This is a genomic window from Spirosoma soli (genome assembly GCF_042684525.1).
GTDB classification, from domain to species: Bacteria; Bacteroidota; Bacteroidia; order Cytophagales; family Spirosomataceae; genus Spirosoma; species Spirosoma soli.
In genome coordinates this window covers 16,809-31,715 of record NZ_JBHULN010000015.1, presented here as the reverse complement: position 1 = coordinate 31,715, position 14,907 = coordinate 16,809, and the positions used below count along the sequence as shown (strand labels likewise).

The window sequence follows — 14,907 nt, the reverse complement described above, 5'->3', positions numbered from 1 at the left end:
AGGGTTGTTTTAGGGATTGTTTAATCAGAGGATGCGTTTTGTCAGCTTAAATCATTCCGCAAACACAAGTCAGTGTTGGTGCACTGCCTGCGTTTGCACTCATAGCGATCGACTTATACCGATCCGGAAAAAGAGTCGCTGATCATCGTTGCGTGTCCAGCCACCCATGGCTTGCGCTGTAAACTTGTTGGGTAGATAAACCTCAGTCGCCAGACCTAAGCGCGGTACACTGAACTCCGTCGTGTCGAACCGATTACGGGGTAGCCGTACGTTGGCTAACTGTTCATAAACCAGCCCGAATCGCCAGTATTTCGATACGTAGCGCCCAGCCTGAATCGAACAGAAAAGAAAATCATAGGTCCAGGGAGTTAACCGTTTCCACGCGCCGTAATAGCCGCTGTAGCCCTGAATGAATCCAAGCGGGCCCTCGTGCTGGATCGTAAGCGTACCGACAAACCCTTCGGCCATTGTAAACGGCTGCTCAGACACAAACAGACTACCGCTGACAAGCCCGACTCCCGGCGTCACCGACCAGTTTCGACGGGCTGTTGAAAAACCGACGCTAACGCCAGCTTCCAATCCAAAAAAAGCCGGATTGGTGTAGTAACTCGCGTAGGCGGTGAACTCCCGTAACGAATCAATAGTCAGGCTAGCACTGAGGGTAGGATAAAACCCAAAGTAGCTGTCGTAATCCATTCGACCCGCATACCGCACGGTTCGGTCAGGTTTGAGCACTTGCCCCCAACTGAGTTGCGACCCGATCATCAGGATCATAAGGTAACGGCCGTGTTGTTTCCGGAGGGTTCCCATCATCAGGCTGGTTGATGCGTGCGTGGAGCCGATCGAGGTACGGAAGCGCCCAGTGTCATCACGATCTTTTCAGCGGCCTGGCGACCCGTTTCGGCCGCTCCGTTCATAAAGCCCTGAAACTGTGGACTACAATGTTCACCCGCAAAGAAGATGTTGCCGACCCGTTCGCTTTCTGCCTGGCCAAGCGTGGTCATCTGCCCCACTCTGTAGCAGGAATAAGCGCCACGCGTTAAGGGGTTCCGGCTCCAGTTGTACAAGCTTTTGCGGCCACTGGCGGCCTGTTTCATGCCTGGGAACACCTGGTCGCATCCGGTGAGGTACTGGTCAAACTGAGCCAGAGTTAACTTTCGGCCATGTTCGCCACCCAGCAGTAGGCTATATCCACCCGGTCCGCTGTTGTTCTGTTGCATGTGGCTACTGTCCCAGCCGTTCTGAATGTGCTCGCTGAAGGCAATGCCCGAACACCCACACTGTCGCCACAGCCGCTCATTCACACCAATAAATAACTTCGATGTAGTGCCGTAGCCCAGTTCCTGAATACAGCGCCGTTTCCGGGGCGACATGTCAACGTCGAATGTAACGGTACGTAAAACCGAAAACGGCAGGGTCATCACCACATAATCGGCGGTTACTTCCCGGCCGTTAGCAAAGGAAAGCTGGTACCGGTTGCCTTTCTGAGTAATTCGCTCCAGATGGAAGCCGGTATGAACCGGACTTTTCAACCGTTTATGAAGCTCAGTGGCGATGCGTTCATTGCCGCCGATTACTTTGTAGCGTTCGTCGCTTTCGCCGTAAAGCTCAAATCCCTTTGTGATATCCGGATTGAGCAGGATCAGCATGTTCAGACAGGACTGCTCGCCGGCCGCTAAGCCGTACTCACTCGTAAATGAGGTGCTGATGAGGTTAAATAACCAGCCCGATATGCCCAATTGATGAAGATACTCATCGATGGATAGACGATCCAGGTTCTTAACGGCCGGATGGTTGGCAGCAAATGAGCCTCCCAGGTGACCGACGTCCCGACGAATGCGTTCGGCAAAAGGAGTGAAGGCCTGAATTATCTCGCGCTCTTCAACGTGTCGTCCACCAAATACGTAGCAGATTCGGTTTAAGGAGTGCTCAGTAGAGGCTTTGGTGTCCAGCAGCGGCAAATCAAACGTCCGACACAGAGTCAGGATGTCCTTATGATGAGAATCAATAAATTCAGCGCCTAATTCTGTAACAATACCATCGGCCAGTAGATTTTTAGCCGACATAACCCGGCCCCCAACCCGGTTGGCTGCGTCGAATAGTTCGGCTTGTAATCCTGCTTTCTCAAGATAATAGGCCGCCGTTAGCCCTGATAAACCCGCCCCGACAATCGCAATTGATGGCCGCTGTTGGTTAGCACACCCGAGGAAATTGGTTGATACAGCGGAGCCAGCCGTAGCCAGGGCTAGTTGCCGGATGAACGTACGGCGAGATTCGTTGACTTCAGGATCAGTGTCCTGGCCAACTACTTTCTTTAGTAGGCGTAAGGCGCCGGTTTGTGGATTTCGCATGATAGTTGGGTTTAGCGGACGGGGTTTGCAGGGCAACTATAAACAGACCCGGGACGGCAAGGTCTTATGCCTGCCGTCCCGGGTCTGTTTTAAACAGCAATTTCGTAGTATTCTACGGTGGGTTTGCCGTCAAAATAGCTTCGTAGATGCTTGAGCACATCGTTGAGAAGACCGCTTGTCTCGGCGCCAGTTCTAGCCTCTTCAGATTCCCAGGCCGATACCATCAGACAATGATGGTCCGATGGAGCATACAGGCATCGGCTGTAGGCAAAGCCGGGGTGCTGCTGAAGGGCTGGCGTGACCGTGTCCCGAAAGTAGTTGATGGCTTCGGCAGCTGTGTCAGTTGATAGGGAAACGCGAACAACACGTGCGAACATAAGGGTAAGTGATTAAGGTGAAAAATAAAGAAACAGGTAAGGACAATAGCATAAGAGGGGGCATCGCTACCACGAAAACTTATCCGGGTATTTGTATGGTTATGGCCGTGTATTCACCGGGTTGGGAGTCGACGCGTATGGTTCCTCCGTGGCCTTTAGTGACAATGTCGTAGCTCAACGAAAGGCCCAGACCCGTGCCTTCGCCGGTTGGCTTGGTAGTGAAAAAGGGCTGAAAGATTTTCTGCTGGACGGGTACGAGCATGCCCGTGCCGTTGTCCCGTACCTGAATCTCGATGTGATCGTCGAGTCGTCGGGTAGAAACCGTCAGGCGGGGATGGTAATCGCCTGTATCCGGCTCTACGTCTCCAGCCAGCACCTGACTGATCTGTTCCTGTTTTTGCCGCACTGCGTAGAATGCGTTATTATAGAGGTTGAGCAGGACGCGGCCCAAATCCTGGGGCACCACATTAACTTTACCTACCCTGGGGTCAAAGTCAGTAACCAACTCGGCATTGAAATCTTTGTCCTTGGCTCTTAAGCCATGAAAAGCTAACTTAAGGTACTCTTCGGCCAGGGCGTTAAGGTTGGTGAGCTGCTTGCTGCCGGTGGCTATTCGGCTGTGAGACAGCATGCCTCTGACAATGGTGTCTGCCCGCTTGCCGTGGTGAACTACTTTCTGGAGGTTCTGGGTCAGGTCATTCAACAGTTCGTCGGCGTAGGCTTTTTCCGGCTCGGGCAGGTGATGCAATGGCCCCTCCCGCAGTTCCTCAACCAGTTCGGTGCTGACCTCCGAGAAGTTGTTGACAAAGTTGAGGGGGTTCTGAATCTCATGCGCAATACCGGCTGTGAGCTCACCCAGGCTGGCCATTTTTTCCTGATGAATGAGCTGAGTCTGAGCGGCCTGTAAGCGTTCAAGAGCTTCTTCGGCTTTACTACGTTGCTGGTTGATCTCTTCTTTTTGCTGACTCAATAACTGATTACTTCGCTTTTGGCGTTGGGTGGTGCGCAACAGCAGCAGCGCAATCAGCAACGAGACGGCAACCAGGGCCGACAAGCCGTAGGTACGCAGGCGGTTCTGGTATTCCGTTTTCGCGGCTTCGATTTCCTGCTGGCGCTGCTGCTCCTCAAAGTCCAGGGTAAGGAGTTGTTTAACTTTTTCCTGGCTGAAGAGGCTGTCTTTGGCGGCTACGGCTACCTTATAGTAGCGCAGGGCCTGGGTGTTGTCGCGGCCTTCGTAAAGTTGGGTTAGCAGTTGGCTGGCGGATTGAACCCCGGACAGATAGGCACAGCTTTGACTGGCGGCAAGAGCCCGCCGAGCGTTGACAATGCTGGAGTCGATGGTCCCCATCTTTTGATAGAGCCGGGCGATACGCAGGGAGATGTCGGCTATTAGGATTGTAGAGCTATTTTGTCGGGCAGCTACCAACCCCTGCCGGTAATAACCAAGCGCTGCCGTTGGATTATTGCGCTTTACCTGTAGATCACCCAATACGTAGAGGGTGTGTTCCAGGACAGGTCTGCCTGCTTCCTCTTCAGACAATGGCAGGGCCTTTTTTAGATAGTAATCGGCCGAATCGACTTGATTGAGCAAAAGGTGAGCCTCGCCAAGATTCCCGTACATGGTGGCATAGACGAGTGCATCTTTAGAAGCATCATTACCGTGAACCTGCTCATAGGTATGGACTGACTCCTGCAACAAGCGCGCGCTACGGCCGTAGTCTTTTTGCTCCTGATACGGTAAGGCCATATTGTTGAGCACCTTCCATGTCGCCGATTTGTCGTTGATGGCACGACTAATTTGAAGGGATTGCTGGAAAAACCGAATGGCTTTCGGATAATCACCTAAGCTGGAAAGACCACAACCCATCAGGTCGAGGCTACGAGCCTGTCCGGGCTTATCGTCTAATTGCTGAGCGAGCCTGAAGGCCTGCTGAGCCAGGCGGTAGGTTGTATCAGGCTTATATTCTAGACAAAGGCGGCTTAACCGGTTGAGCGTACGCACCCGGCTGGTATCAGCGGAATGATTCGCTAACCGCCGTTTCAGGCTGTCTATCTCCGCAGACTGAGCATAGCTGACAGAACCGATTGCTCCGCAAACAGTCAGTGCCGTAAGCAAGGCGTTTCGTAAACGAGATAATTTCATAATGCAAAGTCGTTAATGATAATCATGGGCTATGGGCGGCATTGTTAACCTGCTAACTGGAGATTCTGGTGCTTAATTTTCTCGATGATATCGCGACTGAAAACGGCGTATAATTCGTTGTTCAGGCTTTCGTCAGCTTGCTGTAATTTATTAATGGCCGCTTTGGGCCAGCTGACCAGCGTGGCACCCCGCTCGACCTCTACCGTGGCGGTAGGTACCTGCCCCGTCAGCAGACTCATTTCGCCGATAAAGCTGCCGCTGCCAAGCTGGGCAATCGGTTTGCCTGACAGCGTGACGTCGGCTGCGCCATTGGCCAGCAGAAAGAGGTAATCGGTGCGTTCGTTTTCGGCGATCACGATACGATCTTCGCTGAGTACTTCCCAGGTGGCGGTCTTCATCATTTTTTTGAAATTGCCCCAGTCCATTGCATGGAATAGCTGTTGATACAACGCCTGTTCCTGAGGGCTCAGGCCGCTTTTACGCCGTTGCAGCAGAATCAGCATAATCTGGTACAGGTTCAGGCCAGTAATGAGACCACACCAGGCAATGCTGGTCCAGAGCGGTTCGGGAGCTGCGTAAACGTAGTAGACGAGTTCGGCGACCGCGCCCAGTACCCAGGACAGGCGCAGGGCCAGCGACCCTTTGATGACGGAACCGACCAGGTAGATGGTGTTAGAGATATGCCCGAAGATGTCAGCCAGGGTAAACATGATCGTAGGAAAGGTTAGGCTTGGGTTAGCTGAGCGGTGAGCGACAATAAGTCTTTAGCTACATCGGGTGTCCGGCGTCCTAGTCCGCATGAGGAGGCTACATCTACCGTTTTGCCCAGCGCGGCTTCGATGCTGTTCAGAATATGCCGGTTTTCGGCGAGGGTTCGCTTTTCGTGCACAAAACCGGCTACAAAGCGCGTGTCAACCGGCAGTTGGATGTGTTTGAGCGGAGCGTAATAACTGGCTTCAGTGGCGGGTGGGACCATACCTTCGGCAAACGGATAATGCACATACACCAGCTTGTGCTGGCTGGGCCATTCCTGCACTAATCGGTTTGAAAAAGACACCATTTTGCCCAACGCTTTCGGGTGTACCAGCGCTTCGTTATGGAAGTCGCCGAGGCACAGGTGTATCCCAATCTGGGCACCGGGCGTAATCTTGCTCAACAAATCCTGGATGGGCAGCAGCGCCAGTTTCAGCAATGGAGTGGGAAGTTTATAGGCTGCGTATAACTCGGGCGGCACCTCGATCTGGACAATAACGTCGTGGCCTGCTTCTGCCAGAGCGGCATTGACCTCGCGGGCAATAACCGTATTGAAGGCGTAGGTGTACCGCAGCCAGGTAATGGGACTGGCGAAGGCAAAGCCCATGGCAAACCCCGTTGGCACGCCCAGTTGAAATTTCAGATCCGGGAGTTTGTGCTGCTGGCGCAGACGTTTGAAGATCGGATAGCTCCGTTGAAAAAAATCATCGTACCCCAACTGAACGTGCTGGGGCATGTCGGTGGGGGAGTAGCGGGGCTTCAACTTCTGAAAGCTGTCGTAATTGACGGCCATGCCATCGGCTCCACGAATGGGTTCTTTAACAATCTGCCAGCTGCTCTTATCCTGGGTCAGCTTTTCAATGGCATAAACAACCCAGGCAATGCGGTTTCCTTTGGGGAACGAGGGCGTTTTTTCGCCAATTTCACCATCGGGTAAACAGAATAACGTAGGGCCGAGGGCGTCGAGGGCGCGTTTCATACAGGTCTCTTCGTTGGCAAACGGAAGACTGCCAACTAACATGGCAGAGCGTTTGGCCAACGAAGCGGCTTTAGTGGCGACGGTGGGCTGATCCTGTTTCAGTGGCATAGTGAGTAGTCGTTACTGAAGTGGGAGAGTTGAGAGCAATCGACCCGTGGCGCAGGGCTTAAGGCCAGAGTGGTTTGATGCGGGTCACTAATTGAAAAGCGCGTTCTGCCTTTTCGGCCACTGCCGGTTCATGCGTCGGTGCATAAGCATAAAGCAGATCAAAAAAAGCGTCGTTTTCCGATGACTTGACGTTGAGCAGCAGTTGTTGCTGGTTAAGTAAGGCAGACCGGATGTCGGTCAGACATAGTCGTAAATCAGGCCGGTAGGAGTTGATTTGCGAAACCGTACCCCGGCAGTTGGGCGCCCCACACTGACACCGGAACGATTCGAAATGGCCGAAGTAACAAGAGTAATCTTCTACGATTTCTTCGTCGGCTTCAATGGGGCGCAGGGCAATGCTGATGTTATCGAACTCCAGAATACCGGTGGAATTGGGCGCGCAGGAGTGATTAACATATTTGCCCTCGTCCCAGGGAATGATCACCCGGTTCTGGTAGTCCAGGTAACTATAAATATTCAACTTTTCCTGTTGTAAGGTGTCGAGGGATAGGTAGTCAGAGAGCGGTATCCTGGCATCGATGTCGTCGGCAATCCAGAGTATGGTTCCGCGCTCGAAGCGTCGTTTGGCAAATAAGCCTAAGCCTTTCGGGGTGTTTTTCAGGTAGGTGTCGGGATGAATCATAAAGGCAGCGTAACGTTATAGTATTGGATATAGACAGGACGGTCGGTGTCGTTGACCCGACAAAAGAGGCTGACTAATGGCGAAAACCCTAAAAAAAAGCGTGGACAAAAGCGTGGACAAATGAGAGAAGGCCGCAAGAGGTGGATAGATCCTGTTGGAATGGAGTAGGAAGGATCAAAAAAGCCGGACCCATAAGAGCCCGGCTTTCAAAACGTTTAGTACTAATCGAAGCTCTTAGTGGGCTTTAACTACCTTTATTACCTGGCTCTGGGTAGGTGTGCTCACCCGCAATAAAATGCTTAACTGCGAACCTATTCTAAGCCGTAGACAAAGACCTGGACAAAACAGTAATTATCCGTGAAACAGCTGCGTATTGTGGTGAAGTATAGCTGGCTTTTCAGGCGGAGCGCCTGATAGTTACAGATCTGGTCTGACTGCCGAGTAACTGATTGACGCGCTTGATGTCAAACTGCAATAGTATCTTCTACAACCATGTCGTCGGCCAACGCGTACCACCGGAGGGGATTAGTCACCTGTGAGTACCTATACGTCTGCGTCGTCACGTCTGGCCATTCCATCAGAGCTTGCCCGGCAAGGGCGTTGGCTTGTTGCAGATACGATTCATACTCGTTGACTCGATCAATTGCCGTTTTAGAAGCAGCGGCTTGTTTGTGGGTCAAAAAATTGCTGAGTGAGCTAACCGGTGCTTTATAGCCAAGTGGGTGCCAAAGAGCCGTTTGGTCGTCAAATTCGTAGAAATTCAGCAGTTTCCAACCATGAGTGGCTAGCCAGAGAATAGCGTCTACAATGAACAGAAATTCAGCTTCTGGAATAAAATAGTTGAAATTTAAGCGTACCCAACCCGGTTTGCTACCCACATTGCCAGTGGCTAATTCGTCCATGTACGCCTGCGATTTGGTTTCACTTAAGGCTAACAAATCATGCCCGTAGGGACCAGCACAGCTACACCCTCCTCTGGCCTGAATGCCAAACAGATCATTCAAAAGCGCTACCACGAAATTGTGATGCAGAAACCGATCGGCACAGCGAATGTGAAACGCTAAAAAGCCTAGTCGGGCCACATCGGTATTGCCCAGAATATACACGTTGGGATGTTGCTTAAACTGATGGATGGCTCTGGTAATATAATTACGTTCCCGTTTTTCGATATAGTCCGCCCCAACGGTATCTTTCAGCTTAAATACCAGACCGGCCCGGATCGAATCAATAATGGCTGGAGTGCCTCCTTCTTCGCGGGTTTCGATATCTTCAAAATAGCGTTGCTGTGTTTTGGTTACGAAATGTACCGTTCCTCCGCTTGGCATGGTCGGTACTCTGGTATTAAACAAATGCTTTTTGACCACTAATATACCTGGAGTACTGGGACCGCCTACGAACTTATGAGCGGAAATAAAGACCCCGTCTTTATTCAAGATAGTACCCGGATTCATGTTTATTTTCGTGTAGGGGGCGGCAGCGGCATAATCCCAGAATGAGAGTGCACCGTACTGGTGAAGCAGGGCCGTGATTGAATCCACCGGAGCCAGAATCCCCGTTACGTTAGACGCAGCCCAAAAGCTACCGATCAGGGGGCGAGCCGTGTATTGATAGTGTTGAAGTTTTTCTTCGAGGACGTGTAAATCAATGAGTCCCTCTTTGTCAACCGGAATCTGTACGACATCGAAGTTGCCCTCTCGCCAGGGAAGAAGGTTGGAATGGTGTTCGTAGGGGCCTAAAAATACAACTGGCTTATTCTGCCGATGGAATCGGTCGACTTGCAACCGGCGAACCACTTTGTCGATGGCACTGGTAGAGCCTGACCCACAGAACAAGACAACGTCATCGGGCCCTGCGTTCACGGATTGCTTAATAAACTGACGCGCTTCTTCCCGGTAATGGCTCGTTTGGCGACCCGTAAAAGATGCCTCCGTATGGGTATTGGCATAGGTTGGCAGTACAACGTCCTGTAGGTATTCTTCAATGAAGATTAAGCTCTGACCCGAAGCAATATGATCGGCATACGTAATGAGACGCTTACCAAACGGCCCCGAAATGCATTGATGAGTGCAATATTGCGATTGGTAGATTTTCTCTACCAGAGAAGCTTTTGATACAGTTTCCATGAAAGGTAAAGGAGTAGAAGTGAATAAGGTCAGTTACAATCTTTATTGCTTGATAAGGGGGTAAGGGCATTGTAACGGATAAAAAAGAGGAGCTACGAGTTACCAATGCCGGAAAGTAAAGTGTTTAAAATCAATAGTTTGCAACAAAGTCTTTTACCGGTTAGGCCAATTCAGCCAGAACCTCCTCAATCGGCCTCGCGTTCGGGAAAAATGAAACGATGCGTAGCAAAATGCCTTCTACCACCGAGTCAGGACAGGAAGAGCCGCAAGTCAGTGCAATGGTTACTGGATCAGTGTCTGGTAAGAACCGTCCTGTCACGACCTCCTGCCTGCTGTGCAGGTCATAATGCTTAATGAGCGAGTTGGTCAGAATCTTCTGCTCCGAATTGATGAAGTAGGTCGGCAGCTTTTCTTCGCAAAGCTCAACCAGGTGGGACGTGTTTAAGCTGTTATAGCCCCCGGCAACGATAGCCAGATCGGCCGGGTGGGTAAGCAACTCGTAGGCGGCTTCCTGGTTGTCATTGGTTGCGTAGCAAAGGGTATCGCGGGTATTGGCAAAATGGGTTTCTATTAAATCAGGCCTGTGCAGGTCGTACTGCTGAATCAACACCTGCTTCAGGTAGTCGGCAATACCCTGCGTGTCGGAAGCCAGCATCGTTGTTTGATTAACGACGCCAATACGCTGTAGATCCCGAACCGGATCGAAACCGGCGGAAAACTGACCGGCAAACTCATCAAAAAATTCAGCCGACGTTCGGGCACCGGTCATGTACAGGGCCAGTCGTTGAGCCTGCGTCATATCCTTTACCACTACGGTGGGGGCATTTACCTGACTTCGGGAAACAATAGCGCGGGTTTCCTCGTGTAAGGGCTTGCCATGCACCACCACGGTATAGGCTTTCTGACCAATCTGGGCTGATTTGTTCCAAACTTTAGTAACAAACGGGCAGGTTGTATCGTACTGTTTGACGTTAACCCCAATTGCCGTCAGCATCTGTTCAGTTTCGAGCGGGGCACCATAGGCGGAGATGATGACAATATCATCGGCGTTCAGCTCAAACCAGGGAATAAGCTGGTTGCCCTGCGTATCCAGGAGAAAACGTACGCCCCGGCTCTGTAAGTCCGCATTCACGTCGGGGTTATGAATTATCTGACTCAGCAGGAAGATACGCTTACCGGGATTTTCGGCGATGGCTTTGTACGCAATCTCGACGGCGTTCTCGACACCGTAGCAGAAACCAAAATGCCGCGCCAGCCAGAATCGAACCGGCCCAAAATCGAGCAGAGTAGGCGTGAAATCCCGCTTGAGCTTATCTTGTTTCTGCCGATACGCTTTGACGGGCGTAAGGATGGCACTGCGGTAGTAAGCGGGAATGTCGAAGGTTTTCATCGATAGTTGGGAGTAGATATAGCGTTAATACAGCATTGCTTTGACGGATTCAAAGCACGCAGACTGACCAGAAAATGCCAAGTTGTGGGTGTGGACAAAAGCGTAGACAAACGCACAAAGGCTGAAAAACGGAAAGCAAACCGTATTTGGCCTTTTTGTCTACCAGGAATAGCTCATTGCCTCGTTCATATGCACCATCTAAAAAGGCACGTCTCTTCAAGGTCAATAGAGCTGATAAAGCGCAGCGTTAAGGTCTTCCTCTAAAGCCGACCAGCTTTCTGCATTCAACGCACCGGCTTCGCTACGTAGCGACTCCCGAAGGGCTTCATAGTGACTGACTAATTCACTGGCCGAATCGGCAGCATCCAATTCTGAAATAAACTGCATGGCCACCGTGCTTTCAAACATTGATTTGGTGGTGCTGCCGGTGTTACCGCCACCGTGCACAATCATGACACCGCCGTTAGATGTTTTCTGAACAATGCGGAGTTCTCTGTCATCGACGCTCCAGGACCGAATGCATCCTTTTTCTAGAATCCTAACATCCGGATGCTTCCGGGCCAGACCATCTTCGAGCGTAATGTCCAAATCATACACTCGTCTGACCACTTCCCAAAAACCAGCAATCGCCAGCTTCTCAGATTTTCGGATGGCCTGGATTCGCTCTGCTTGTTGCGTGTCATTCTTGGGTACGTCGTTATCGCCTTCAAAAGGGTAAGTGCCTACAAACAGGTACCCGCTGCCAATACATAACGTGTATTCAGTTTCACCGTTCTCTTTTTCAAGAATGACCGGCTCAACATTTAAATCGGCGACTTGCGATAGATAAGCCTCGCCGTCTACCGTAATCTGCATCTTGCCTCCGTGAATTTTGCAGGCTTTGGGAGTCAGGCCCATACCACGAATCAGTCGCTCAGCAGTTTTGCCGGTAATGTGCGCCCAGAAGCCTTTCATGCCGCATATATGCTGGTCCGCATTTTCGCCCCTGAACAAGCCTGGTTGAATATAGGCTCCGCCATGAAACAGCAGATGCCTCGAAATATGGAGATGACCGTCGCGGGTAACCACGCCTTCTACCTCGTTGTGTGCGTTATAAACCACCTGCGTCACTTCATGATCGGGACCCAGGCGAAAATCTACCCCTGCTTTTTCGAGCTTAGCCAGAATGAATCGGGTTATGGCTTTAATGTTAAAGGCGAGTCCATGCATGATTAGCGCCCCGCCTTTGATGAACGATTCCTTTTCGATGCCCGCCTGATAAGCAGCAAACTCAGGGTTAAGCATGGCTTCATCGTTGTAGAATGAGGCTTTTATCATCCCCTGGCTGCCAAGCGTTCGTTTGGCCCCTTCGAATAAGTCTTTTCATCGTAAAACCGGTGAATGCCTACGCTTAACGAAAGCTCCTGCGCCAATTCGGGCGTTTCGGTTAAAAACAGGGCCAGTTCCTGATACCACAGTTTCATGCTGGAGATGTTTTCGGCAACGTACTCTTTAAATAGTTGCTCGTTCTGTAGCCAGGCCTGTCGGTCGTTCTTAATGGATTGGTTAATCACTTTCCGTTTGTTGAGGAAGCGTTGCGTTTCCGGACTGAACTCCGCTGCCGGTAAGGCTAGCATACCTCCTTCAGCAATTGTCTTTTCGAAATCGCTGGCAATATCTGGGTACATCTGTGTCACATAGCCGTCCAGGTCAAGATAGGGATGGCCTTCCGTTGACGTGATGTACCGATTGAAGGAACCATCGTGGGTTGACGATTGAAATAACTGACCAGCTTCCGATGTGCGGGTGCAGGGCGACTTACTAAGCATGGTAACTGTCAGTCCCTGCTCGACGGCTTTTAAGGCAGAAACAAGGGCAGTAATGCCACTACCGACAATGATGATTGATTCATTAGTATTCATAAGGTTTAGGGCTTTATAGGAGTTGGCGTTCGTTTCGCTTGAACGAGACAAAGCAAGCCCTAAACCTTATGAATTACCTAGTATTGACCGTGGACAAAAGCGTAGACAAAAGGTTAATCTGTTGATTGTCAGGCATAAGTCGAAGATGCGTTTTCTTCGGCTAACAGGTCTACCAAATGGGAGGCCCCTGCCGCGCCCAGCTTTTTACGCATTCGATATTTGGCTTTACGTATAGAATCAGTTGAAATGCCCAGCATCCGGCTCATCTGGCGGGTGTTCACCCGAAGCTTAGATAATGCCAACAGTCGTTCTTCAGCGGGGCTAATGTCGATGAATTGATTCTTCAGGTGTACAAAAAAGCTCGGGTGTACCCGCTCAAACCGTCGCCGAAATTCGTCCCAGTCCTCGTTGGTCAGCAGACTTGAGTTGAGTAGAGTTTGCTGCGCTTCTGCGAACTGCTGCCGTTCGGTGCTCTTGAGCTGACTTTGAGATAGTGCTTTGAGTTCGGCCGTAATCGTATCGATCAGGGTATTTTTTTCGTTCAGATTGTCCATAAAGAACGCTAAGTCGGTCTTGGCCCGGTGGAGTTCGTCTTCTATAATGTGTTTCTCTAAACGTAGTGACTTCTCTTTTTCGGCATTGATAACCTGGTCTTGTCGGCGCATGGAGCGGACGAACCGGAAACGCAGAAAAAATAGCAGGGCCACCAGGGTTAGAATTACCCCAAAAATCCAGAACAGGAGCCGCTCGGTGTTTTTTTCTTTCTGCATAGCGTCCACTTTTAGCTGGTGTTTCTGAATAAGTAATTTCTGCTCGGCCAACGAAATCTGCCTGGATTCATAGCGTTCGTTGATACGTTCGCTCAAGAGAGTCAGGCTATCCATACACACATACGCTTTAGGCAGATTGTTCATAGCCTGATAGTATTTACGCCCTACGTCGTAATAGTCTCTTAGATACTGTTCGTCGCGCAGGCTTCTTCCAAAGGCGACAAACGTAGGGTTAATTAAGTTGAGTCGGTAAAGCTTCATGGATTGTTGAAGAAAATAAAAACAGCTATCCCATTGCCGCTGCTGCGCATAAATAGCGGCTATGTTCAGCGCCGTTTGGTTCGGCAATACGCGATGGCCGCCAAACTTCAGGCCAATAGCATAGTCGATCTTGAGCGCTGCCAGGGCCGCCCCCCACTTACGTTGCTGCTTATATACATCGGCTAAGCCAGCGTAGGTAATGCCGATCCATAACGAGTCGTTATAGGAGGCTGCCACCTGTCGTGCTTTGTCATAGCTTCGTTCGGCTAGTTTTAGGCCAGTTGGATTCTTAGGCTGACTGAGCCGGGTGTAGGCCATACCCAACGTGTTATAGGTTTGGATCGCCAGGTTGTCGCTGAACGCCGGATAGCGGGCCGACTCATTCAGTAATTCGATGGCTTTCTTGTAGTCACCGAAGTAATAATAATTAAAGGCCAGCTCGTAGAGGTACCGGCTTAGTTCAGGAATGCGCTCCGGTCCAATTTCGCGGAAAGCTTTGTTCGCTGCCAGCAAGTGTTCAAATGCTTTACCATATTCTTCATTGAGAAAGTAGTATTGTCCCGCAAAGTGCTGACATATAGCCGCTATCTGGAGATCGTCATCTTGCGTAGCTTTTTGGCCTACCCTTAAGAACAGAGCTGCTTTCTGAGCGTTGCTGAGATTACTGTTTTTAGCATACGTATCCCTGATGAGTCGGCAGTACCGAATCAGGCGGTCGTCCTGCGTTTGTTCGCCAATGCTATGGAGTGTATCTAATAAGCGAAAGGCGTATGGCTGATTTTTGGTGAGTACCGAACAGGTGTCAAAATGATTGAATACCATGTTCACGCGATTGGCCGGTGTTGCCTGCCGAATTCGTTGAGGAAAGGGGGTCGCCGAGCCTGCCCTAGGCATGAGCAACCAACAGAGCAAACATAACGAGTAACAAACGCGGACAACTTTGTCAGGGTTGGTACAGGTAACTAACATGAGTAGGAAGGATTGGGTTGGAGCATGAATTTCTCGCTTCCACCAGCCAAAGTCTACCACAATTGAACCATTATTAGCTCATTTGTTCCATTTTCATATA

General features: G+C 50.7%; 12 protein-coding genes. All 12 read right to left on the bottom strand.

The features are described 5' to 3' along the window. Window positions 1–99: 99 nt before the first annotated feature. Window positions 100–813 carry a DUF6733 family protein gene (locus tag ACFSUS_RS20835; protein WP_381525682.1) on the bottom strand — a complete coding sequence of 238 codons (714 nt, stop codon included), beginning with the start codon at window positions 811–813 and terminating at the stop codon, window positions 100–102. After that, window positions 813–2,351 carry a flavin monoamine oxidase family protein gene (locus tag ACFSUS_RS20830; protein ID WP_381525681.1) on the bottom strand — a complete coding sequence of 513 codons (1,539 nt, stop codon included), beginning with the start codon at window positions 2,349–2,351 and terminating at the stop codon, window positions 813–815. The genes ACFSUS_RS20835 and ACFSUS_RS20830 overlap by 1 nt, the downstream gene beginning before the upstream one ends. A gap of 89 nt (window positions 2,352–2,440) precedes the next feature. Further along, window positions 2,441–2,728 (bottom strand): antibiotic biosynthesis monooxygenase family protein, encoded by a 288-nt coding sequence (locus ACFSUS_RS20825; RefSeq protein WP_381525680.1) that lies wholly within the window; start codon window positions 2,726–2,728, stop codon window positions 2,441–2,443. Window positions 2,729–2,807: 79 nt separating this feature from the next. Beyond that, window positions 2,808–4,871: a tetratricopeptide repeat-containing sensor histidine kinase gene (locus ACFSUS_RS20820; protein ID WP_381525679.1), complete on the bottom strand. Its 2,064-nt coding sequence runs from the start codon at window positions 4,869–4,871 to the stop codon at window positions 2,808–2,810. Window positions 4,872–4,915: 44 nt separating this feature from the next. After that, a complete protein-coding gene (locus ACFSUS_RS20815; RefSeq protein WP_381525678.1) occupies window positions 4,916–5,581 on the bottom strand; it encodes a cyclic nucleotide-binding domain-containing protein in 666 nt (221 codons plus the stop codon). A 14-nt stretch (window positions 5,582–5,595) separates the two neighbouring features. Beyond that, window positions 5,596–6,711, bottom strand: coding sequence for a hypothetical protein (locus ACFSUS_RS20810; RefSeq protein ID WP_381525677.1), 1,116 nt, complete (start codon window positions 6,709–6,711; stop codon window positions 5,596–5,598). Between the two features lie 58 nt (window positions 6,712–6,769). Then, on the bottom strand, window positions 6,770–7,393 hold the full coding sequence (locus tag ACFSUS_RS20805; protein WP_381525676.1) for an SET domain-containing protein: 624 nt from the start codon (window positions 7,391–7,393) through the stop codon (window positions 6,770–6,772). A 464-nt stretch (window positions 7,394–7,857) separates the two neighbouring features. Continuing rightward, window positions 7,858–9,516, bottom strand: coding sequence for an aminotransferase class V-fold PLP-dependent enzyme (locus ACFSUS_RS20800; protein ID WP_381525675.1), 1,659 nt, complete (start codon window positions 9,514–9,516; stop codon window positions 7,858–7,860). Between the two features lie 160 nt (window positions 9,517–9,676). Continuing rightward, window positions 9,677–10,906, bottom strand: coding sequence for a 4-hydroxy-3-methylbut-2-enyl diphosphate reductase (locus tag ACFSUS_RS20795; protein ID WP_381525674.1), 1,230 nt, complete (start codon window positions 10,904–10,906; stop codon window positions 9,677–9,679). Between the two features lie 222 nt (window positions 10,907–11,128). After that, a complete protein-coding gene (locus ACFSUS_RS20790; protein ID WP_381525673.1) occupies window positions 11,129–12,223 on the bottom strand; it encodes a hypothetical protein in 1,095 nt (364 codons plus the stop codon). Continuing rightward, on the bottom strand, window positions 12,220–12,807 hold the full coding sequence (locus tag ACFSUS_RS20785) for a hypothetical protein (protein WP_381525672.1): 588 nt from the start codon (window positions 12,805–12,807) through the stop codon (window positions 12,220–12,222). Before ACFSUS_RS20785 ends, ACFSUS_RS20790 begins: the two co-directional genes overlap by 4 nt. Window positions 12,808–12,935: 128 nt before the next feature. Beyond that, window positions 12,936–14,807 carry a tetratricopeptide repeat protein gene (locus ACFSUS_RS20780; RefSeq protein ID WP_381525671.1) on the bottom strand — a complete coding sequence of 624 codons (1,872 nt, stop codon included), beginning with the start codon at window positions 14,805–14,807 and terminating at the stop codon, window positions 12,936–12,938. Window positions 14,808–14,907: the final 100 nt, after the last annotated feature.